This is a genomic window from Pseudomonas sp. MEJ086, assembly GCF_030209025.1.
Lineage (GTDB): Bacteria > Pseudomonadota > Gammaproteobacteria > Pseudomonadales > Pseudomonadaceae > Aquipseudomonas > Aquipseudomonas fulva_A.
The window spans coordinates 30,305-52,430 of record NZ_JARVSV010000044.1; the positions used below are offsets into that span (position 1 = coordinate 30,305).

The 22,126-nt window shown below is 62.0% G+C and carries 17 protein-coding genes, 1 tRNA gene and 2 pseudogenes; 15 read left to right on the plus strand and 5 right to left on the minus strand.

What is annotated here, in order from left to right:
* The first annotated feature begins 103 nt into the window (after positions 1–103).
* From QRN22_RS24370 to QRN22_RS24415, 10 genes are all read left to right on the plus strand, one after another.
* The gene (locus QRN22_RS24370) at positions 104–1,300 is read left to right on the plus strand and encodes an EAL domain-containing response regulator (protein WP_042552087.1); all 1,197 of its coding nucleotides are present in this window, start codon (positions 104–106) and stop codon (positions 1,298–1,300) included.
* A gap of 440 nt (positions 1,301–1,740) precedes the next feature.
* A complete protein-coding gene (locus QRN22_RS24375; RefSeq protein ID WP_042552086.1) occupies positions 1,741–2,478 on the plus strand; it encodes a pilus assembly protein in 738 nt (245 codons plus the stop codon).
* 44 nt (positions 2,479–2,522) lie between these two features.
* Positions 2,523–3,026 (plus strand): CS1 type fimbrial major subunit, encoded by a 504-nt coding sequence (locus tag QRN22_RS24380; protein WP_042552085.1) that lies wholly within the window; start codon positions 2,523–2,525, stop codon positions 3,024–3,026.
* Between the two features lie 91 nt (positions 3,027–3,117).
* Positions 3,118–5,643, plus strand: a complete 2,526-nt coding sequence (locus QRN22_RS24385) for a CS1-pili formation C-terminal domain-containing protein (protein ID WP_052493741.1) — start codon at positions 3,118–3,120, stop codon at positions 5,641–5,643.
* A 62-nt stretch (positions 5,644–5,705) separates the two neighbouring features.
* Complete coding sequence (locus QRN22_RS24390; protein WP_179537621.1) at positions 5,706–6,887, plus strand: hypothetical protein; 1,182 nt, start codon at positions 5,706–5,708, stop codon at positions 6,885–6,887.
* Between the two features lie 448 nt (positions 6,888–7,335).
* Positions 7,336–8,316: a Bug family tripartite tricarboxylate transporter substrate binding protein gene (locus tag QRN22_RS24395; RefSeq protein WP_042552084.1), complete on the plus strand. Its 981-nt coding sequence runs from the start codon at positions 7,336–7,338 to the stop codon at positions 8,314–8,316.
* 118 nt (positions 8,317–8,434) lie between these two features.
* Positions 8,435–8,893 carry a tripartite tricarboxylate transporter TctB family protein gene (locus tag QRN22_RS24400; RefSeq protein ID WP_042552083.1) on the plus strand — a complete coding sequence of 153 codons (459 nt, stop codon included), beginning with the start codon at positions 8,435–8,437 and terminating at the stop codon, positions 8,891–8,893.
* Between the two features lie 3 nt (positions 8,894–8,896).
* Positions 8,897–10,411 carry a tripartite tricarboxylate transporter permease gene (locus tag QRN22_RS24405; RefSeq protein WP_042552082.1) on the plus strand — a complete coding sequence of 505 codons (1,515 nt, stop codon included), beginning with the start codon at positions 8,897–8,899 and terminating at the stop codon, positions 10,409–10,411.
* Positions 10,412–10,996: 585 nt separating this feature from the next.
* Positions 10,997–12,058 carry a serine hydrolase domain-containing protein gene (locus tag QRN22_RS24410; protein ID WP_082045697.1) on the plus strand — a complete coding sequence of 354 codons (1,062 nt, stop codon included), beginning with the start codon at positions 10,997–10,999 and terminating at the stop codon, positions 12,056–12,058.
* 283 nt (positions 12,059–12,341) lie between these two features.
* Entirely contained in the window at positions 12,342–12,644 is a 303-nt protein-coding gene (locus QRN22_RS24415; protein WP_042552081.1) for a hypothetical protein, read from the plus strand.
* 79 nt (positions 12,645–12,723) lie between these two features.
* Here the strand turns inward: QRN22_RS24415 and QRN22_RS24420 are convergent, their stop codons facing one another.
* Genes QRN22_RS24420 through QRN22_RS24430 form a run of 3 tightly spaced genes read right to left on the minus strand, consistent with a single transcriptional unit; the run spans position 12,724 to position 14,476 of the window.
* Positions 12,724–13,209: a hypothetical protein gene (locus QRN22_RS24420; protein ID WP_042552080.1), complete on the minus strand. Its 486-nt coding sequence runs from the start codon at positions 13,207–13,209 to the stop codon at positions 12,724–12,726.
* Between the two features lie 2 nt (positions 13,210–13,211).
* Positions 13,212–13,676, minus strand: coding sequence for an ankyrin repeat domain-containing protein (locus QRN22_RS24425; protein ID WP_042552079.1), 465 nt, complete (start codon positions 13,674–13,676; stop codon positions 13,212–13,214).
* A gap of 44 nt (positions 13,677–13,720) precedes the next feature.
* Positions 13,721–14,476 (minus strand): hypothetical protein, encoded by a 756-nt coding sequence (locus tag QRN22_RS24430; RefSeq protein ID WP_042552078.1) that lies wholly within the window; start codon positions 14,474–14,476, stop codon positions 13,721–13,723.
* 185 nt (positions 14,477–14,661) lie between these two features.
* On the opposite strand from QRN22_RS24430, the pseudogene QRN22_RS24435 reads away from it, so the two are divergent.
* Positions 14,662–14,793, plus strand: a pseudogene (locus tag QRN22_RS24435) (phage integrase); the annotation flags it as partial.
* Here the strand turns inward: QRN22_RS24435 and QRN22_RS24440 are convergent.
* Together QRN22_RS24440 and QRN22_RS24445 are read right to left on the minus strand one after the other, a co-directional pair.
* Positions 14,764–15,012 (minus strand): hypothetical protein, encoded by a 249-nt coding sequence (locus QRN22_RS24440; RefSeq protein WP_156152638.1) that lies wholly within the window; start codon positions 15,010–15,012, stop codon positions 14,764–14,766. The pseudogene QRN22_RS24435 and the gene QRN22_RS24440 overlap by 30 nt on opposite strands.
* 410 nt (positions 15,013–15,422) lie before the next feature.
* Positions 15,423–15,512 (minus strand) — tRNA-Ser (locus tag QRN22_RS24445).
* A gap of 292 nt (positions 15,513–15,804) precedes the next feature.
* Here QRN22_RS24445 and imuA point away from each other — a divergent pair.
* The 4 genes and pseudogenes from imuA to QRN22_RS24465 all read left to right on the plus strand — a co-directional run.
* The gene (gene imuA / locus QRN22_RS24450; RefSeq protein ID WP_042552077.1) at positions 15,805–16,425 is read left to right on the plus strand and encodes a translesion DNA synthesis-associated protein ImuA; all 621 of its coding nucleotides are present in this window, start codon (positions 15,805–15,807) and stop codon (positions 16,423–16,425) included.
* A 1-nt stretch (position 16,426) separates the two neighbouring features.
* Entirely contained in the window at positions 16,427–17,839 is a 1,413-nt protein-coding gene (locus tag QRN22_RS24455) for a Y-family DNA polymerase (protein ID WP_042552076.1), read from the plus strand.
* On the plus strand, positions 17,836–20,916 hold the full coding sequence (locus tag QRN22_RS24460; protein WP_285404316.1) for an error-prone DNA polymerase: 3,081 nt from the start codon (positions 17,836–17,838) through the stop codon (positions 20,914–20,916). Before QRN22_RS24455 ends, QRN22_RS24460 begins: the two co-directional genes overlap by 4 nt.
* A gap of 460 nt (positions 20,917–21,376) precedes the next feature.
* Positions 21,377–21,586: pseudogene (locus tag QRN22_RS24465) on the plus strand (hypothetical protein); the annotation flags it as partial.
* Positions 21,587–22,126: the final 540 nt, after the last annotated feature.

Below are 22,126 nucleotides of genomic sequence, written 5' to 3' on the forward strand. Positions count from 1 at the left end.
CACGACAAAGGATATTTCCTACAGGTCGTTAGGCAGCGTCCTGCTCTGCGCCCGCGCACCCGGCGCCAGACTGGCTCGCCTTATCAACTCGGGAGCCAGGCAGATGCGAGACCTGTGCGTGCTTATTCTGGAAGACCACCCGTTCCAACGCTCGGTCGCGGTCAGTGCCATGACGCAGTTGGGCGTCGGCCACATACTCGACGCCGCCGATGGCAATGCAGGGCTGAGGCTGCTTGGCCAGCACGGCCCGGCCGATATCGTGCTGTGCGATTTGCGCATGCCTGGCATGGACGGCCTGGCATTCCTGCGCCATGCCAGCCAGGCAGGCCTGGTCAAGGCGGTCATGCTGTATAGCGGAAGCGAGGAGCCTGTGCGTCGCGCCACGCTGCGCATGGTCGAACTGCTCGGCCTCGAGGTGCTCGGCGACCTGGGCAAGCCGCTGCCACTGGATACCCTGCAGGCGCTGCTCGAACGCTACCGCGCCAGCCAGGCGCAACCGTTTCCCGGGCTACCCGAGGTATGCGAACTGCCGAGCCTGCGCGAGATCGAACGTGGCCTGCGCAATGGCGAATTCCAACCGCACTTCCAACCCAAGTTCATGCTCGACAGCCGTGAGCTGATGGGAGCCGAGGTACTGGCACGCTGGGCCCACCCCGAGCGCGGCCTGCTCTCCCCGGACCGTTTTCTGCCCATGATCGAGAGCTGCGGCCTGCTCGACCAGTTGTTCATCCAGCTGTTCGAACAAGGGCTGCGGCTGCGCAGCGAGCTGGCGAAGCGGCAGTTGCCCCTGGAGCTGGCGTTCAACCTGAACCCTTCGCAACTGAATTCGCCGCAGTTGTACGAGCGGATCGAACGGACCGTGAATCGCTATGGCTCGAGCGCCAAGGGCGTGCACTTCGAGATAACCGAGCAGGGTCTGATCAAGGCGCCGGCAAGCAGCCTGGAAAATCTGTTGCGCTTGAGGCTGATGGGCTGCGGCCTGGCCATCGATGATTTCGGCACCGGGTTTTCTTCGCTGCAACGGCTGCATGACCTGCCGTTCGACCAGATCAAGTTGCCGGGCCATTTCATCAGCGGCCTCGGCACGGATCCCTACAGCGCCGCGATCATCGGCAGCACGCAGGAACTGGCGGACTGGCTGGACATGAGCCTGGTGATCGAGGGCGTGGAAACGGCCGAGCAACGTCGCCACCTGATCGAGCTGGGGTGCAGCATCGGTCAGGGTTACTGGTTCGCCAGGCCCATGAGTGGCCCCGACCTCCTGCACTGGCTGAGCATCTCCGGATACCTGCCCGTCTGATCACGCACCGCGCGTGTGGTGCGCAGCCACCTCGTGCTCAACCAACGCCGTGATAGGAACCACAGAACGGTATTGCATCCTCCCTCCTCACGTTTTACCCCCTGATGACCTGCCTGTTATCGGTGGCCTGCGAGCAGTCATCCGCTGCAGCGCCACCGCACGGCTGGCTCAGCAGCCCCCCGCGGCGATACGCCCCCCTCCCCAACAACCCAACCCCGCAGGGTCGCTTTCCCAGCGCCCCTGCAGCGCACGCGCCTACACCAGGGCCGGGCCAGCCATTCCCGCCGCACGCACGGCAGCCTAGGAAATTTCCTACAGCCCGCCAGGCTGCGCCCGACAGTCGCAGACCCTGCCAGAACGAATAATTGCCTCACTTCTTCAGCCCGCCCGGCCCTGATGGCGACTCGGCAGGTTCACCCATTTACTCACTGGCACAGGCTATGAAACGACTTCTACTCGCAGCGCTGCTCACCCTGCCCTCGCTTGCCCACGCGGGTGCCGACATCAATATCGGTGCCATGTACGACTACCTGGACGGCAGCAAGAGCACGCTGCTCAAACGGGTGCGCAACAGTGGCGATGCCAGTGCGTTCGTGCGGGTGAGCGTTGCAGAGCTGATCTATGACGCCTCCGGCAAGGCCAGGGAAGTGCCGGTCAGCATCGCCAATGGCTCCAGCGTGGAAACCCGCGTTCTGGTCGCCAGCCCGGCACGCCTGATCGTGCCAGCCGGGGGGATGCAGGCGATGCGCATTCTCTACACCGGCGAGCGAGACAAGGAGCGTTATTTCCGCCTGCGTTTCGAGCCCGTGCTGCCGCAGCAGGACGATGGTTTCGGCCTCTCCCAGGCAGAAAGCGACCAGTACCGGGAAAGCCTTTCCGCAGGCGTCAACATCCTCGCCGGTTACGGCAGCCTGCTTTTCGTACGCCCCCAGCACCCCCGCTACGCCACGCAGATCGAGCGCCAGGCCGAACGCTTTCTGGTCCGCAACGACGGCAACAGCAGCGTGGTGCTCGACAACTTCAATGACTGCTCCAGCGACGGCAAGCAGTGCGAGGTACCGAGCAAGTATCACGTGCTGCCCAACAGCGTGCGCACGTTCGAGCGCAAGGCCGGCCGCTTGTATTACTTCGACCTGATCGAAGGCGACAAGACCCAGAAGATCGAGCTCAAGCCTTGAGCTCGACCTGGTTTTCACCCACCCCCCACACGAGGTTAAACAGCATGAAAAAATTTCTGATGATCGCCCCACTGGCATTGCTCGGCGCAAGCGCCGGCGTACTCGCCGAGGACGCGGTTCAGCATCAGGTTACCGTCGTCGCGACCGTGCCGACCGAAAACTTCTATGTCGTACCACCGGCCGGCGACAGCTGGATGAACGATGCCCAGGAGCTGTACTGGAACCCGAGCAACGGTGCCCTCAGCAGCGTGCGCAAGCAGCTCGAAGCGAAGAGCACCGTTGGCCCCATCAGTGCCTACCTGAGCGCCCCGGCAGTGATGTCCAGCGGTTCCAACAACATCGACCTGAACGTGAAACTGCGCGGCATCGACCTGAGCACCACTGCCACCGAGGTGGTACCGGCAGCCGTGGCTCGTACCGGCGCGCGCGTGGATGTGGAAATTTCCGCCAAGCCGCTGGCTTCCGGCAGCTATGCCCCGGGCCGCTACCAGGGTGTGGTCGGCATGATCTTCGAGACTACCGCCCCTGAGGCTGCACCAACCAACTGAGGCTCGATGCGCGCTCGCGCATCACTCCCTTACCGCCCCTTCTCGAGCACGGACCCGAGAGGGGCGGTCTTTTCCGAATCTGGGGTGAGTCATGTTCTCGATGTCTTTCCTGACGCGATCCATTCTGCTGTCGCTAGGTTGCGGTGCGGCTACGCTACTGACTGCGCAAGCCGTCGCGGCGACCTCGACGCCAACGTCGGCACTGAGCATCCTGACGCAGGCACAAGGGCTGCCGGCGGACTTCGCTGAAAACCTCTTCGAGGTACCCCTGGCCGTGCGTGTCGACCTCGATGGCCGGCTGCTCGGCGAGGCCATGGTGATGCTCGGACGCGACGACAGCGTGCGCCTTATCGAATTCAACGACACCACGGATAGCCCCTTCACCCCGGCCGAACGGCAACCCTGGGTCGACCTGCTCGGCAACGCTCAGCCATTGGGTGCGTGCCACACATCCTGCCCATCGGGACTGCTGGCCCTGCACTACAGCCTGGCCACTTCGCAGCTGTCGATCCTCACCGCGAAGGCCGAGGCCGACCCGCAACAGCAGCGTTACTACTCACTGCCCGAAGGGGGTAGCAGAGGCCTGATGCTCTACAACCAATTGAATCTTACCGGTGGCCAGCAGCAGGAGACCGCCGGTCGTTACGCCCTGGAAGCGCAAGGCAGCCTCGGCAACTGGACCACCGTCGCAGGCGCGCAAGTACACCGAAGTGCCACCGGCAACGGCGAGGAACCGCTTCGCTACTACGCCCAAAACCTTTATGCGGAACGCCAGGACGCCGGAAATTTCTGGCGTCTGGGCTACTTCACCCCGGACGCTCACGGCGTCATGCGCCAACCGCAGATGCTCGGCAGCAGCCCACAAACCACACTGGGTTTGATGTACGGCAGCAGCGACAGTCTGGCCGTGGACAGCAGCAGCCCCAGCGCCACACCGATTTATGTCACGCCCAACCGTCCTGGTGTGGTCGAGCTCTATCGCAACGGCGTACTGCTCAACAGCCAGCCGGTACAACCGGGCCTGCAGGCCATCGATACGCGCAGCCTGCCAGGTGGCATCTACGAAGTGGAAGTGCGCCTGGTCGAGGATGGCCGGGTCACCTCCAACGAGGCGGCATTCATCTACAAGCCGAACAACTGGCATGACCCGGACCAACCCTGGCGCTACAACCTTTACCTGGGGCGTCAGAGCGACCTGCTGAGCAACTGGGAGAAACGCGGCGAGGACGCTCTCACCGCTGGCGTCATCGCCAACTACCTGCTGCATCCGCGCGCCGTACTCGGCCTCTCCGCCCAACGGGTGGACCAGACCTCGCAACTGGGCACCTCCCTCGACTGGAGCGTGCTGGACAACCTGAATCTGTACGGCAACCTGTACAACAGCGGCAGCCAGGGCCACGGCTTCGATCTGCAAGGCATCTACAGCTACACCAGCGGCAGCCTGGTGGTCAGCCACAGCCGCAGCACCCTGGAGCGCGGCGACGGCTCGCGTACCGCACGCAGCTCGGCCGCTGAAACCCGGCAGAGCGCCTTGTCGTTACAGCACCGCGTTACCTACAAGAGCAGCGCGACGTTACGCCTGGCCCATAGCAGCGGCGCCAACCAGGGCACCGGCGTCGATCTGGGCTGGCTGTACAACGGCAGCTTGCTGGGCAGCGATGCCAACTGGAGACTCTCGGTATTCGACCGCCCCGGTACGCTCAGCTCCGGTGAAGCGCGCAACCGGGGTTTCGATGTCACCCTCAGCCTGGCGCTCGGCGGACCAGGCAAACGCATCACCGGCAGCTTCGGCAGCCGCGCCTCGCGGGATGGCGGGCGCGAACAGAACGCTGCGGTGACCTACCAACAGAGCTTCGATGACGGTGCCCTGCGCAGCGTATCCGGCACCCTGAACGCAGACAGTTACGGCACCGGCCTGTCCGGCAGCGCGTACTACCAGGGCGACCTGGCCAGCGGCGACATCTACCTGCAGCGCTCTTCCTACGACGATGCCCTGAGTGGTGGCCTCAACCTCACCAGCACCGTTGCCCTTGGGGCCGGCACTCTGGCGGCAAGCGGCGACAGCCAGTTGTATGCCGCCGGGATGATCGTCGACGTCGAGTCGGACAATGCCGCCATCGCCCTGCGCGCCGATGACATCAACGGCCACAGCAGCGTGCTCAAGCCCGGGCGCAACGTGATCCCGCTCACCGCTTACAAGAGCGGCACCGTGCAGTTCGACTTCGCCGGTAACGACGCCCCTGCCGCCGTCATTCAACCGCAAGCGGTGAGCTACCACCTCAATCAGGGCGGAGTGAGCTACCAGAAGATCCGCGTGATGAACACCGTCACCGTCATGGGCCGTCTGCTGGACGCCCAGGGTCAACCGCTCAAGGGCGCACTGATCAGCAACCATGCCAGCCGCAGCGTCAGCGAGGCCGATGGCTTCTTCGCCGTGGAGATGAGCGAGTCCACACCGACCCTGGACGTGCAATGGCAGGGCAAGGCGCTGTGCCAGATCCGCCTCGACAAAGGTGATTACCGACGCGAACAGGACAGCCAGCTGGTTGGAAACCTGGTGTGCGCCGCCAACGACCTGGCAGCCGGCCACTCCGCTACTGAAACCCCGGACAGTTGATGAAGAAGGCTTACACGATGAAATGCCCAACACTATTCGGCAGGTCGTTAGTGCCTGTCGCCATGCTCGGCCTGTTGCTAAGCACCAGCGTCCAGGCCGCCGACGCGACCATCAGTGCGCGCTTCGATCCGAACCTGCAGGATGCCTCGCACAACAGGTTCACCAACACCACGCCCCAGGCAGGCTTCTGCCAGCGCTGGCCGGAGACCTGTACCCAGTACAAATACTTCTCGGTGGGTATCGGCGGCGTGACCTTTAACAAGCGGGCGATCAAATTGGCGTCCGATGTGCGCAACCGCTTCTATGTCAAGGCACCGGATAGCCGGCAGGTCCGTGTGGTGAACGAGGCAGGCGATTCCTTCATGGTCGAATTCCGCATCTCGGCAGTCAGCCAACGTACGGAAAACGACCCGGCACCTCAGCTCGACAACCCTGTCTGGTCAGCCGTGCAAGGAGGCTGTAGCGCTTGGCGTGTCTACGCCCAGACAGGCAATGCGTCGAGCTACGCGCAATACATCTGGCAGGTCAGAAATCCCAGTTCGCCTGGGGGCTGCTATGTCGACGCAACGGCCCAGAGCGCCGGCTTCGCCAAGAACCTGCGCGTCTCCGAACTGGCTGTCGGCTATGAGCTGATCACCCCGACTCCGCTCAGCCTGGCCAATGGTGTCTACAGAGGCCAGGTCACCTATCGCATCGGCAACAATGGTGATTTCGACTTTGGCAACAACATCACCGGTCTGAGCAAAAGCACCATCAGCATCGACTTCGAACTGACCGTCAAACACCAGGTCAGGATCGAGTTCCCGCCGGGCTCGGACCGTGCAGTGCTGGAGCCGCAAGGCGGTTGGGGCAACTGGGTACACCGCGGCCAGCAACCGACCCGGCTGCAGCGCGACCTGCCATTTCGCCTGTGGTCCGGCGGCCCGTTCAATATGTACCTGAACTGCCAGTACAGCGCCGGCAGCAGTTGCGCGATCCGCAACCAGAACAATCGCCAGGTACCGATCGATGTCGCCGTCACACTGCCCAGCCATGTGGCCCTGGCCAATGGCGGCGCGGTACGCCGGGAAAACCTGCCGGTCGGGCGCGCTGCCGCCAAGCACTTCAGAAGCCTGTCGACCGGCTTCAACCAACCCGCCCAACTGCATTTTGAAGCAACCCAGGCCGCTGTGAAGGAGATGCTCAAACAGCCGGGTAGCACTTATCAGGGCGATGTCACGATCATCTTCGATGCCGAACTCTGAGGGCGTGGCTTTTGCCAAAACCCGGGTTCTGCATGCAAGCCCCCTGACTGTCGCGCTGGATATCAGGGGGTTTTGAGGGGAGTGCTCGAACGATCCCGGGCACGCCATCAGGCGTCTCAACGGCACAAACATCTTTTCGCTGTGCATGCAGCCATGAAAGCTTTACGAAAGGTTTCTGGCGTATTACTGCTACAACCGGTGAACCATCGGCGGACGGCTATTAAAAAAAGGCCGCCTAACAATAAAATCAGTGGAGAGCCATCCCATGCTCGTCACCAACCGATGTGCCATTCGTGCCCTTGCCTTTTCCCGCTATGCCATTCCTACACGGCCACCTGCGCCCGGTTTGACCGTGGCCGCTGCCTGACCGCGGCTGCGCGGCATACCCCCATCGCAGCGCTTGCGATGTAGCTAGCTCCTATTACAAAAACAATCAGAGGTGCGTTCCATGAATCCCATGTTTCGTCGTTTGCTCCTGTCCGCCTGCTGCGCGCTGGTGGCTGGACATGCCTTGGCCGAGGAGCCACGCCGTCCCGAGTGCATCGCACCGGCGGCCCCCGGTGGCGGCTTCGACCTGACCTGCAAGCTGGCGCAGAGCGCGCTGGTGCAGGAGAAGCTGCTCTCCTCGCCGATGCGGGTAACCTACATGCCGGGCGGCATCGGCGCCGTGGCGTACAACGCGGTGGTCGCCCAGCGGCCCGCTGATGCGGGCACGATCACGGCCTTCTCCAGCGGCTCGCTGCTGAACCTCGCCCAGGGCAAGTTTGGCCGTTTCGATGAAAACGCGGTCAGGTGGCTGGCCGCTGTCGGCACCAGCTATGGGGCGATCGCGGTTCGTTCCGACTCGCCCTACAAGAACCTCGGCGATCTCATCAACGCACTCAAAACAAACCCGGGGAGTGTGGTCATTGGCGCTGGCGGCACCGTGGGCAGCCAGGACTGGGTGCAGACCGCGCTGATCGCCCAGGCCGGCGGCGTCGATCCCAAGAAGATGCGCTACGTGTCGATGGAAGGCGGCGGCGAGTTGGCGACCGCCCTGCTCGGCGGGCACATTCAGGTGGCGAGCACGGACATCGCCGACTCCGTGCCTCATGTCGAGTCAGGCCACATGCGCATTCTTGCCGTGCTCGCCGACACGCGTCTCGAAGGTCCCATCGTGTCGGACATTCCCACCGCCAAGGAGCAGGGCTACGACGTCACCTGGCCGGTCATCCGCGGCTACTACCTGGGGCCGAAGGTTAGCGATGAGGCCTATGCCTGGTGGAAGAACGCCTTCGACACGCTACTCGCCTCCGAGGACTTCGCCAAGCTGCGTACCGAGCGCCAGCTCTATCCCTTTGCCATGACCGGCGAAGAGCTGGATGCATACGTCAAGAAGCAGGTCGCCGAGTACAAGAACCTGGCCCGCGAGTTCGGCCTGACCCAGTAAGCGCGATCGTACGCCCCCCTGTTCAACGGGCTTGCCCGTGATCACCGGCGATGCCGTTGCCTGGGCAGGCAACACCGCCACGGGGCGCTCTGCGCTCTATATAACGAGGATTCTCCCCATGATCCTGCAACGCATTTTCGCGGTTTCCCTGCTGGTGGTGTGCATGGCTCTGGCCGTCATGGCCTGGCCCTATCAAGCCCCGTTCTCCTATGAGCCGGTGGGGCCGCGAGCCTTTCCACTGCTGGTGCTCGGCCTGATGGGTGTGGCGCTGCTGTACCTGGCGATTCGCCCCACGCCCGTCACGCGCTCGGAAGACGAGCCGGAGTTGGACAGTGCGACGCTGACCAAGGTGATCGCCTGTTTCGCGCTGCTGCTGGTGTTCGCAGCCGCCTTCGAACCCCTGGGCTTCATTCTCAGCTCAATACTCATCGGCGTGCCCATGGCCAGGCTTTACGGCGGCCGCTGGCTGACCAGCGCCCTGGTGGTGGGAGCCATGAGCGTACTGCTGTACTGGCTGTTCGACCGTGTAATGGATGTCCCCCTTCCCCTTGGCCTGCTGGCCGCGCTGGAGAACTGATCCATGGAAACCTTGAGCTATCTGGGGCACGGCTTCGGTATTGCCCTGACTCCTTACAACCTGATCACCGCCCTGATTGGTACCCTGATCGGGACCGTGGTCGGTCTGCTGCCGGGCCTGGGGCCGATCAACGGCGTGGCCTTGCTGATCCCCATCGCTTTCGCCCTCGGCCTGCCGCCGGAGTCGGCGCTGATCCTGCTGTCGGCGGTGTACCTGGGTTGCGAGTATGGCGGCCGGATCAGCTCGATCCTGCTGAACATCCCCGGTGAAGCATCCACCGTCATGACCGCACTGGACGGCTACCCGATGGCGCGCCAAGGCAAGGCAGGCATCGCCCTGTCGCTGTCGGCCTGGAGCTCCTTCATCGGCGCGCTGCTGGCGACCTGCGGCATGGTGCTGTTCACCCCACTGCTCGCCGCCTGGGCTGTGGCCTTCGGGCCCGCCGAATATTTCGTGCTCATGGTCTTCGCTATCGTCTGCCTGGGAGGCATGGCCGGGGATAAGCCGGTAAAGACGTTCGTTGCAGCGCTGATCGGCCTGTTCCTCTCGGCGGTCGGTATCGATGCCAATAGCGGCGTGTATCGTTTCACGGGTGACAGCGTGCACCTGGCCGATGGGATCCAGTTCGTGGTGCTGGTGCTGGGCCTGTTCTCCATCAGCGAGATCCTTCTGCTGCTGGAAAAGACCCACCACGGCCATGTCGCGGTCAAGACGACCGGCCGCATGCTGTTCAATTTCAAGGAAGCGGCCTCGGTGGCCATGGTCAACCTGCGGTGCAGCCTCTCGGGCTTCATCATCGGCGTGCTACCGGGAGCCGGCAACACGCTGGCGAGCGCGGTGGCCTATATGACGGAAAAGCGCATTGCAGGGGCCAGCGGCAACTTCGGCAAGGGTGATATCCGTGGTTTGGCAGCGCCGGAAACCGCCATCGGGGCCTCCACGTGCGGCGGCCTGGTACCGATGCTGACCCTCGGCGTACCGGGTTCGGGGACCACAGCGGTGATGCTGGGTGCGCTCACGCTATACAACATCACGCCTGGCCCCCTGCTGTTCGAGCAGCAACCCGACATCGTCTGGGGCCTGATCGCGTCGTTGTTCATCGCCAACGTCATGCTGCTGGTCCTGAACATCCCCATGATCGGCCTGTTCACCCGCATTCTGGCTGTACCCACCTGGGCGCTGGCGCCGGTGATCGCGATCATCACCGGGATCGGCGTCTACGCGGTGCATGCGACCACCTTCGACCTGTTCCTGATGGTCGGCATCGGCATCCTCGGCTACATCATGCGCAAGATGGACTTCCCACTGTCCCCGGTTCTGCTGGGGTTCATCCTTGGCGGCCTGATGGAGCAGAACCTGCGCCGTGCGTTGTCGATCTCCAACGGTGAGTTGGGCATCCTGTTTTCCAGCCCGATCTCCATCGGAACCTGGGTGCTCGTGGCGGTAATGCTCGCCCTGCCGATGTGGCGCGGCTGGCGTCGTCGCGTGCGTCGCGTTCAAGCCACTACGGCGGGCTAACGTACAGGCTTCGTGCCGACATTCGCCCTGAACGCTGGTGCCAAAGACACAAACCCCAGATTTCTGTTCTGAAATCTGGGGTTTTGTGTTTTCGGGGATGGCGGGGCAACAGGGATCTTGAAACCGCTTGGGACGATTTCGTCACGCTTCGACGCACACCGTTGGCGGAGAAAAAACCAAACCCATGGCACCGCTGACGGAGCGGTGCCTGGCCGTTGGCGTGGTTTGATGATCGCGCTTGCGGCGCCTCTGCAACGATGCCCCCCACGAGTAGGTAGGCAACGTCGGATTCCGAGCTGGCCGGACAGGTCACGACGATGGTAGAACCTATGCAACATTCAGCGGCGGTGCTTGAAAGAGGGCCCGCAACAGGCTGTGTGAAAACGTAGCGAGCGAAGGTTAGGCAAGGGCTGGGCGCCCCCGCAAACCGGCGAAACGCAGCGCAGTTGGCCCGCGGGGCGAACGTAGCGAGTCAAAAGCGCAGCTCAAGAGGTGTAAATGAGCATTTTGAGCTGGCTTTTAACGCCGCATAACCGAGCGCAGTAGTTTTCACACAGCCTGGCAAGCCTCGGAGCCAGCCCAGCCATGATCGTATCCACCACCTCCCCATCGAGCCGCGCACGTGCTGTGTTGACGTACGGTGCCCTCGCCTTCGTCCTGATACTGGGCACACACGTGCATGCCGCGGCCGCACCGCAAACCACCACGCTGGACGGCATTCTCGATCAAGCTGCCGCGCTGGTGCCGCTGGAGACGGTAATGGTTGCCCGCGACGGGCAGATCATCGCCGAACGCGGCTATCGGGGGCACCGTACCACCGCCGCCACCAATATAAAGTCGGCGTCCAAGCTGGTGATATCGGCGCTGGTCGGCATCGCCATCGACAAGGGCGTTCTCGCGGGCACCGACCAGCAAGTGGCATCGCTGCTGACGGCGGAGTTGCCGGCCGATCCCGATCCACGCCTGCAGCGGCTGACGGTTGGCAACCTCCTCTCGATGCAGGCCGGGCTGGGCTCCACATCCGGCCGGAACTACGGCGCCTGGGTCGGCAGCCGCAACTGGGTACGAGCGGCCCTTGCGCGCCCCTTCGAGGACGAACCCGGCGGCCGAATGATCTACTCGACAGGCTCCACGCACCTGCTTTCCGCCATACTGACCCGCCAGAGCGGGCGCTCGACGCTACGATTGGCGCGTGATTGGCTCGGGCCTCTGGACGACTTCCAGATCGCCAGTTGGACCCGCGATCCGCAGGGCATCTACATGGGCGGCAACGAGATGGCCATGAGCCCGCGCTCCCTGCTCGCCTTTGGCGAACTCTACCGTCGCGGCGGCGTTACGGCGTCTGGCCAGCGCCTGGTCTCGCAGACATGGATCGATGCCTCCTGGCAGCAGCGCACGCAGTCGCCCTGGACTGGCGACGGGCATGGCTATGCCTGGTTCCTGACCCGTATCGCAGGCGAAGACATCCGCTACGGCTGGGGCTACGGCGGACAGATGCTCTACCTCGTGCCGCGACTTGGCTTGACCGTCGTGATGACCTCGGACGAGCATGCCTCAGCAGCCCACAGTGGCCACCGCAGTGACCTTCATCGTCTGTTAGCCAGCATCATCACGTCCGTTGCACAAGCTCCGCGAACGCCGGGGTAGTGCGTCACACACACAACGGTATAACTGCCATCGTCAAAGAAGCGCTCTTCAACCTAAAACGGGAGCTTGAATGACGTGACAGCTACATGGCTGCGGTCAAGCTGCCCACCTACCGGCCTCTCAGGTAATGCGCGATCTCATGCACGACTACATCCGCCACCAGCAGCAAACTATGATATTGCCGGGCCTCAGCGTGTCATTTCGTGACTATGCGGCGCAGGGTTTTCGACACGTTCCCACGCTGCCGGTAAGATCAGCTGATCAGTAATCCTCAAGGAATGAGATGCTGTCTTTCGATAATCCTAAGCCGCAACGTCTGCGCAAAATTGGTTTTGCCCTACTCTTGATCGTTGCCTCTGTTGCGTTTATGCGGCCAGTTGATGAAGCCGGTCTTACTATAGCGCTACTGGTGTTTCCACCGTTTTTTCTTGCTTTTATGGCACTTGACGCATGGTGCATAAAAAAGTTCGGTGATGATCTTTTATTTAGGTTAATCAACAGGGTTGTCTTGGCATGCGTAGGCGCTGGTGTAATCGGTGCTGCAAACTACCTTAGCCCTGGCATTAGCCAGCATTTTGCATGGTAGTACTTCCTGATTAAATATTTTAAGTATTCATCCACGAAAGCACTCTTACCGTTCATAAAAATTGACTATTCCGCACCTATTATCCCGAACGTTTCACTTCAACTTTATTCTGGTGCGTATTAGGCAAACCGAAATCTGACCACTTGAGCACTCCACACGTATCAAATACGAAACGATAGTTACTGTCGCTTCCGACAGGGAACATTGGCTCGATTGCTGGGGAAACCTCAACCGTGATATCTCCATCTCCGGATAGTGCTTTCCAAAAAGGCTTTTCTTCTCTAATCACATGGCAACAAGAAGGGTTATCGGGTGAAAAATCCCAGTTAGGGTATAGCTTTTCTTTGGTCGAGATCGTCACCCTTTCCCCGTCCTCATCTACCACAGTCATCTCAGAGCCAAGCTCTTTTTCAATTGCCAAATTGACCGTGCGAATTAGCTCAGCATCAGAAACATCCAGATTTTTCTTGCTGCACAAAGCCTGCTCGGAAGCATAAAGCAAATAGCACACTGCAAACACCAAAATTGGGATAAGCATAAAAACCATGGTTAAGATTTTTTTCAATTTTACTTTAATATCCTGATAATTTCTTTACGCTGCTCACTCGGGCTTATCTTGTTCAACAGCTCTGCGAATTCGATGCTGTTTTTCCCATTCGCCCAAGGTCGAGATCCAGATATACGCGCAGAGGGGTTTGCACCAGCCTTAAGCATAAAACGCAGTAAGTCGGGCTCTGCTAGCAATACAGCAACATTGACTGGCGACATTCCAGCGCTATCAGGTTCCTCAATAGAACAACCGTGTGCGATGAAGGCAGAGATCAGCTTCAAGGTGTTCTGCTTGTCGTAAGCGGGGATATTGTAGGCCGACGCCGTCCATGCGATGGCTGGCTCCTCTCGCCCCTCATGCATTACTACGCACTCTCCTGAATCGGCGGCCTTGCGGATACCTGAAAGCTCGTCGGCATGTGCAAGCTTTAGATTCAGTAAAATCACTGGAAGGCAGAAAATTTCGAGCAATCCCTTTTTCACAAGCTATTCCTTAATTATGTATCTACTTGCGCTGGCGTGGCCTACTAACCCATCGGGCTAAAGCTGTTAGCGGCTACACAATAGCGATCTCTTAGCTTATCGCTTCGATCCTGCCGGTCATTATTGTATTTAGCACGCCACGTCCGGCACTCTTCGTGATAATGCTGTTTGGCAGCCTTACGGCATTCGCGGTAGTCGATTGATCCGCGTTTATGATTTGCACAAACAGTGGTGCCGTCGATGTGGTTATTGACGGATATCCATTCGGCCAGATAGTTGGTGCCGCCATTCCAGCTTTTGATCCATTCGGCGGTATGCTCGCGCTGCACGGTACGTTGCTGCTGCCTTGGTCGCTCTGCTGAAGCAATCTGTTGTACTGCTGGTGCGGGTACTGCTTTGTATGTATTTACAGGCTGCTTCGGCGCGTAGTTGTTATCGTTGAAAACCGTTTGCCGCTCGTATGTTTCCTGGGCGCGTTGGCGTGACCATTCTTCAAGCTCGCGATTGGCTTGGATGGTCTGTTGGGCTTGGCTGGATCTGATCCAGTCTTGATCGTTGCCTTGTAGCGCTTCGGCGGGTGGCTGCTGAGGCTGTAAAGGCTGCTGGCTGAATACGGGTTCGCCACCAAAGCGGATTGCCTGCTTTAGCTGAGCCACGTCGATCACGATGGGTTTTGCGAATACTGCGACCAGTCCGCAAAAGATGGCTGAGCCAACACCAAGGATCGCCAGCGTTCGCCACGGACCTTGTTTGCGGCGTGGTCGTAGGTAACCAAGCATATCGTCCTTGTCAGCTCTCATCACTATTCCTTGTGCTCATAAATAAATCTTTCCCCTTTTACGAAAATTGACACGAATAGACATGGAACGACATTGGTCTGGAACAGCTGGACACCAACAAGCTGATAGCCCCGCAAAAGGACCTTGAAACTATCGAAACCTGGCGGAACGCAACGGCGTCACCTACGACACAGCCCGCTCCTCAGTCGTTAGCGATGACGATGCGGTATGCGCACTTGGCACCCGATCACCTGCAGGATGCTATCAAGCTGGGCCCGAACTCTTGGAGAAGCGCGTTCCCGCCAGTTTTACTTGAGGATGGCAATCTTAGCTCCTAATGACTCAAGTGTATGAATCAGTGCCTCAGCTGCCTCGGTGTTCACCTCATTGATTTCACACAGCTCTTTTTTCATGAGCGCGCGTGCGGTTCTTTTTAAATCTGTGCCTCTAAGTGAGGTGCAAAGCCCGAGGCGATAAACGAATACCTCAAGCGGCCAGCTATTTTCTCCAGCCCAACGCCGATCATCTGACCATGATTCAATGCACAGTGTCGCCATGGTGCCTCTAACGTTTGGTTAAGGGGTGGTCTTTAGCCTGTCTCCGTAAGCGAAACGAACGGTTTGAACCGTTTGTTATGCGTCACAGCCTCGATTCCAAAGCTGGCCTTCGCGTACTACTTGGCAGTGGTAGCACCCACTTTCTTTGCCATTGATGTTGTACCACTCATGACTACCTCCCGCTCGTTCGCAGTCAGGGCCTTTGGCGGCAATGCCCCAATCAATTAGAAGCCAGGGCAGGTGGCCTCTGAGCCAAGTTCTAAAGCGATATGGCCTGTCGGAATATTGAGGCATTGGCACACTTTCCTTGTGAGACATGACTACGATTAACGCGATTTCGACACTTTGCATGCCGCAGATAGCAAAAACCCCCGAAACTCTATGAGTTTCAGGGGCTTAGGCTTTATGTATGGCGGGAAGATAGGGATTTGAACCCTAGGTACCATCGCTGATACAACGGATTTCGAATCCGTCCCGTTCGGCCACTCCGGCATCTTCCCAGGCGGCGCGCATGATATCAGCAGAAATCGGTTTGGCGAAGCCCATCGGGCGATTTTTTTCGCTTGGTTTCAATTGCTTGCCTCATTCGCTGGCAGCGAACCGCCCTCCTTCGGGCCGCAGGCCTTGAGTACGGAGCCTTGCAGGCCATTGCGGCATTGATCGACCTGATGCCGGTAAGCCGTCTGCCTGGGATCGGTCGGGGTGCAGGGTGCTCCACTCGGCGGATACTCCCTTGTTGGAGAAACAAAATACTGTACATTTGAACAGTATTTTTTCTGCTAGCCGATTGCCATGTCTTCTGTCGTAGCCCTTGATCATTTGCTCAACGAGCGCCGTATCTGGCGTGGCCAGAGCGTTGTCGCGCCCAGCGGTCACCAGCCCACCGGTAACGTGGCGCTGGATGCGGCGCTGCCCGGTGGTGGCTGGCCGGAAGCGGCGTTGAGCGAGCTGCTGGTTGCGGCACCGGGTATTGGCGAGCTGCGTTTGTTGCTGGCGACGCTGGCACGTTTGAGCGCTGCCGGTGAGCGGGTGGTGCTGATCGCTCCACCCTACCTGCCTTACCCCGGCGCCTGGCTGGCAGCAGGGGTGGAGCTGAAGCAGTTGACGCTGATCCAGGCGTCTGCCCGGGAGGCCTTGTGGGCTGCCGAGCAGTGTCTGCGCTCGGGCAGTTGCGGGGCGGTGGTGCTCTGGCCGCAGCGTGCCGATGATCGGGCCTTGCGTCGCCTGCAGATCGCTGCGGAAACCGGGCAGACCCTGGCCTTCGCCTACCGCCCGCTGCATGAGGCGCAGAACCCTTCGCCGGCGGCCTTGCGCCTGACCATAGAAGCGCAACCGGCTCAGGTGCGCGTGCTCAAGTGCCGTGGCGGACAGCCACCGGCACGCACGTTTCCCCTGAGCGCCTGGGGTCGATGACATGCGCTGGGCCTGCATTCTGCTGCCACAACTGGCCATGGACGGGGTATTGCGTGGCCGCGAAGACGCCGACACACCGCTGGTGCTGCTCAGCGGCACACCGCAGCGGCGCCTGTTGCAGGCGGTAACCCCATCGGCCCGGGCGCTTGGCCTGCGCCCGGGGCAGACGCTCACGGCTGCGCAATCGCTGAACTGCGCGTTCGCCACCACCGAGTACGACCCTGCCGATATCGAGCGCTGGCGCACTTTTCTCGCCGCCTGGGCCTATGGTTTCAGCTCCCAGGTCAGCCTGCACTACCCACGCTGCCTGCTGCTGGAGGTGCAATCCAGCCTGGCCCTGTTCGGTCCCTGGCGGCGCTTCGAGGCGCGCTTGCGCGAGGAGCTGACGGCGCTGGGCTTTCGTCATCGCATCACCCTGGCACACAACCCGGCTGCAGCGCGCATGCTCGCCAATCTCCACGATGGCCTGGCGGTGATGGACGAACAGGCCCTGCACCAGCAGCTCGCGGCCATGCCTCTGGATCGCATCGGCCTGCCCGTCGAGCTGGTCACGGCCCTCACGCGCATGGGTCTGCGCCAGGTGCGTCAGTTACAGGCGCTACCCCGTGACAGCCTGGCGCGGCGCTTTCCTGCCGAGTTGCTGAGCCGCCTCGATACGCTGCTGGGCCTGCGCCCACTGGCGCTGGATTATTACCGGCCGCCGGATGTGTTCGACACGCGCCTGGAGCTGCACTTCGAAGCGGAGTCGACCCAGGCCCTGCTGTTTCCGCTGCGTCGCCTGACCGCTGACCTGGCCGCCTACCTGGCGGGCCGGGACTGCGGCGTGCAGCGTTTCGTGGTGCACCTGGAACACCGCGAGGGGGATGCCAGCCTGCTGCCGGTGGGCCTGCTCAGTGCCGAACGGGAAGCGGCGATGCTGCTGGAGTTCACCCGTGGCCGCCTGGAACAGCTGCAACTGCCCTCGCCGGTGCTGGCAATCCGCCTGGTGGCCAATGATCTGCCGGTGTTCGTGCCGCAGCACCAGGCGCTGTTCGACGAACGCCCGCAGCAGACCCTGGGCTGGGAGCAGTTGCGCGAGCGCCTGCGGGCGCGCCTGGGTGACGACGCCGTGCAGGGCCTGAGCGCCCATGCCGATCATCGCCCCGAGAAGGCCTGGCGTACGCAGACCATGAGCAGTGCCGTTACCGGGCAATGCGCGGCCCGGCCCAGCTGGCTGCTGCCGGAACCTCAGGCGCTGCAGGGAGCCGGGCTGCGCGTTCTCAGCGGCCCGGAGCGCATCGAGTCCGGATGGTGGGATGGCGAGGACGTGCGCCGCGACTATTACCTGATCGAGACCCGCAGCGGTCAGCGTGGCTGGGCGTTCCGTGCGGTCGGCGAAGATGGCCCGCTGCAGCTGCATGGCTGGTTCGCATGAGCCAGGTGGCCTACGCCGAGCTGCACTGCCTGTCGAATTTCAGTTTTCAGCGCGGTGCCTCCAGCGCCGAAGAGCTGTTCGAGCGCGCCAAGCTGCTTGGTTATCGCGCCCTGGCGATCACCGACGAATGCACCCTGGCCGGCATCGTGCGCGCCTGGCAGGCCGCCAGGAAACATGAGGTGGCGCTGATCGTTGGCAGCGAGATGACGCTGCCAAACGGTGCCCGGCTGGTCCTCCTGGCCGAGAACCTGAGCGGCTACCAGGCGCTGTGCGGGCTCATCACCCGGGCCCGTCGGCGTGCGGAGAAAGGTCATTACCGGCTGCTGGAGGAAGACGTTCCAGCGACGCCGGACGGCTTGCTGGCCATCTGGCTACCACGCCCCGGTGACGACGCCACAGCCGGTGCCTGGCTGCAGGTACGCTTCGCCGAGCGCCTGTGGCTGGGCGTAGCCTTGCACCGTGGCGCCGATGATCGGGCCCACCTGCAGCATTGCCTGGGCCTGGCTGGGCAACTGGGTATCACTGCGGTGGCCTGTGGTGACGTGCACATGCACGCCCGTGGCCGCCGTGCCCTGCAGGATTGCATGACGGCGATCCGTCATCACTTGCCGGTGGCCGAAGCCGGCGCGCACCTGTTCGCCAATGGCGAGCGTCACCTGCGCCGCCGCGAGGAGCTGGCCGAGCTGTATCCGCCCAGGTTACTGGCCGAAACCCTGCATATTGCCGAGCGCTGCCGATTCGATCTTGGCGAGCTTGAGTACCACTACCCTCACGAACTGGTGCCCGCCGGTCATGACGCGGCCTCCTGGCTGCGCAAGCTGGTCGAGGATGGTATCCCCGGCCGCTGGCCAGCAGGCCTCAGCGAGGCGATCCGCGGCCGCATCGAGCACGAACTGCAACTGATCGGCGAACTGGGTTACGAGAGCTATTTTCTCACCGTGCACGATATCGTCCGCTTCGCCCGCAAGCAGTCGATCCTCTGCCAGGGCCGCGGTTCGGCAGCCAACTCGGTGGTGTGTTTTGCCCTTGGCATCACCGAGCTGAACCCGATGCACAGCAAACTGCTGTTCGAGCGCTTCCTGTCCCGAGAGCGCAACGAGCCGCCGGATATCGACGTGGACTTCGAGCATGACCGCCGCGAGGAAGTCATCCAGTACGTGTTCCGCCGCTATGGCCGCGAGCGGGCGGCGCTCACGGCGGTGGTCAGTACCTATCACGGTGCCGGGGCGATTCGTGACGTGGCCAAGGCCCTGGGGTTGCCGCCGGATCAGATCAACGCCCTGGCCGCCTGCTGTGGCCGCTGGAGCGACCGTATCCCGGATGCCGAGCGCCTGCGCGAAGCCGGCTTCGACCCGCAGAGCAAGGTGCTGCACCGCGTGCTGGTGCTGGCCGGTGAGCTGATCGGCTTTCCCCGTCACCTCTCGCAGCACCCTGGCGGTTTCGTGATTTCCGAGTACCCGCTGGACACGCTGGTGCCGGTGGAAAACGCCAGCATGGCCGAGCGGACGGTGATCCAGTGGGACAAGGACGACCTCGACGCGGTCGGCCTGCTCAAGGTCGACGTGCTCGCCTTGGGCATGCTCAGCGCCCTGCGCCGCTGCTTCGACCTGCTTGCCGACTACCGCGGCAAACGCTGGACGCTGGCCACGCTGCCCCCGGAGGACAAGGCCACCTACGCGATGATCAGCCGCGCGGACACCGTGGGCGTGTTCCAGATCGAATCCCGCGCGCAGATGGCCATGCTGCCGCGCCTGCGCCCCGCGACCTTCTACGACCTGGTGATCCAGGTGGCCATCGTGCGGCCGGGGCCGATTCAGGGCGACATGGTGCATCCCTACCTGCGCCGGCGTAACGAGGAAGAGCCTGTCACCTACCCCTCCAACGAACTGCAGCCCGTCTTCGAGCGCACTCTGGGTGTGCCGTTGTTCCAGGAGCAAGTGATGGAGCTGGCGATCATCGCCGCCGATTACACCCCGGGTGAAGCGGACGAGCTGCGCCGCTCCATGGCGGCCTGGAAGCGTCATGGAGGCCTGGAGCACCACCGCCAGCGGCTGACCGAGCGCATGCTCGAGAAGAGCTATCCACTTGAATACATCAACCGCATCTTCGAGCAGATCAAGGGCTTCGGCAGCTATGGCTTTCCCGAGTCCCATGCGGCCAGCTTCGCCTTGCTCACCTACGCCAGTTGCTGGCTCAAATGCCATGAACCGGCGGCGTTCGCCTGTGCGCTGATCAACAGTTGGCCAATGGGTTTCTACAACCCCGATCAGGTGTTGCAGGATGCCCGCCGCCACGGCTTGCGCATCCACCCGGTGGACGTGCGCTACAGCCAGTGGGATTGCACCCTTGAGGCCATCGACAAGGCGCAGCCAGCCATTCGCCTCGGCCTGCGCCTGGTGAAGGGTTTTCGTGAGGACGACGCCCTGCGCCTGGCTGCCGCCCGCCACGTTGCGCCGTTCAGCGATGTGGCCGACCTGTGCCAGCGTGCCCGCCTGGACAACACCGCACGGGCGCGGCTGGCCGATGCTGGCGCCCTGCAGGCACTGGTCGGCCATCGCCATCAGGCGCGCTGGGCCATCGCCGGTGTCGAGCCGCAGTTGCCGCTGTTCGCCAGCCTGCCGGCACAGAGGGAAACCGCCATCGAGCTGCCGCGCCCCAGCGTTGGCGAAAACCTGCTGACCGACTACGCGACGCTGGGCACCACCCTCGGCCCGCACCCGCTGTCGCTGCTGCGCAGCAAGCTCAGGGCGGCGCGCTGCCGCAGCCGGCGCGAGCTGCAGCAGGTAGAGCCCGGACGCATGGTCAGCGTGGCCGGTCTGGTCATCGGCCGCCAGCGCCCACAGACCGCCAGCGGCGTGACCTTCGTCACCCTGGAAGATGAGTTCGGCATGATCAACGTGCTGGTGCGCCTGGAACTGGCCGAGCGCCAGCGCAAGACACTGCTGCAAGCGCGCTTGCTGCGCATCGATGGGCATCTGGAGGCCGCCAATGGTGTGCAACACGTGATCGCTGGAAGGTTGGTCGACCTGACCGACTGGCTACTGGGGCTGGATGTGCGCAGTCGGGATTTTCATTGAGGTTGGAGTAGATGAAACCCTTACGGTTGGTGGGCTGAAGCCCACCCTACTCCCAGAGGCATCAACCGTAGGGTGGCGCTTTAGCCCACCAAAGCCATTCAACGCCGAGGGTGGCTGGAGGGTCAGAGCATGCGGTTCAGTGCTTCGGGCTGTGGCCGTTGTTGTGGTGGGCTGAAGCCCACCCTACCCCAGGGGCATGACCGTAGGGTGGCGCTTTAGCCCACCAAAGCCATTCAACGCCGATGGTGGCTGGAGGTTCAAAGCATGCGGTTCGGAGCTTCGGGCTGTGGCCGTTGTTGTGGTGGGCTGAAGCCCACCCTACCCCAGAGGCATCAACCGTAGGGTGGGGCTTTAGCCCACCAAAAGCCATTCAACGCCAGTGGTGGCTGGAGGTTCAAAGCATGCGGTTCAGCACCTCGGGCTGTGGGCGCTGTTGTGGTGGGCTGAAGCCCACCCTACTTCCCTGGAAGATGAGTTCGGCATGATCAACGTGCTGGTGCGCCTGGAACTGGCCGAGCGCCAGCGCAAGACACTGCTGCAAGCGCGCTTGCTGCGCATCGATGGGCATCTGGAGGCCGCCAATGGTGTGCAACACGTGATCGCTGGAAGGTTGGTCGACCTGACCGACTGGCTACTGGGGCTGGATGTGCGCAGTCGGGATTTTCATTGAGGTTGGAGTAGATGAAACCCTTACGGTTGGTGGGCTGAAGCCCACCCTACTCCAGAGGCATCAACCGTAGGGCGGCGCTTTAGCCCACCAAAGCCATTCAACGCCAGTGGTGGCTGGAGGTTCAAAGCATGCGGCTCAGTGCTTCGGACTGTGGGCGCTGTTGTGGTGGGCTGAAGCCCACCCTACCCCAGAGGCATCAGCCGTAGGGTGGGGCTTTAGCCCACCAAAGCCATTCAACGCCGATGCTGGCTGGAGGGTCAAAGCATGCGGCTCGGAGCTTCGGGCTGTGGGCGCTGTTGTGGTGGGCTGAAGCCCACCCTACCCCAGAGGCATCAACCGTAGGGTGGGGCTTTAGCCCACCAAAAGCCATTCAACGCCAGTGGTGGCTGGAGGTTCAAAGCATGCGGTTCAGCACCTCGGGCTGTGGGCGCTGTTGTGGTGGGCTGAAGCCCACCCTACCCCAGGGCATGACCGTAGGGTGGCGCTTTAGCCCACCAAAGCCATTCAACGCCAGTGGTGGCTGGAGGTTCAGAGCATGCG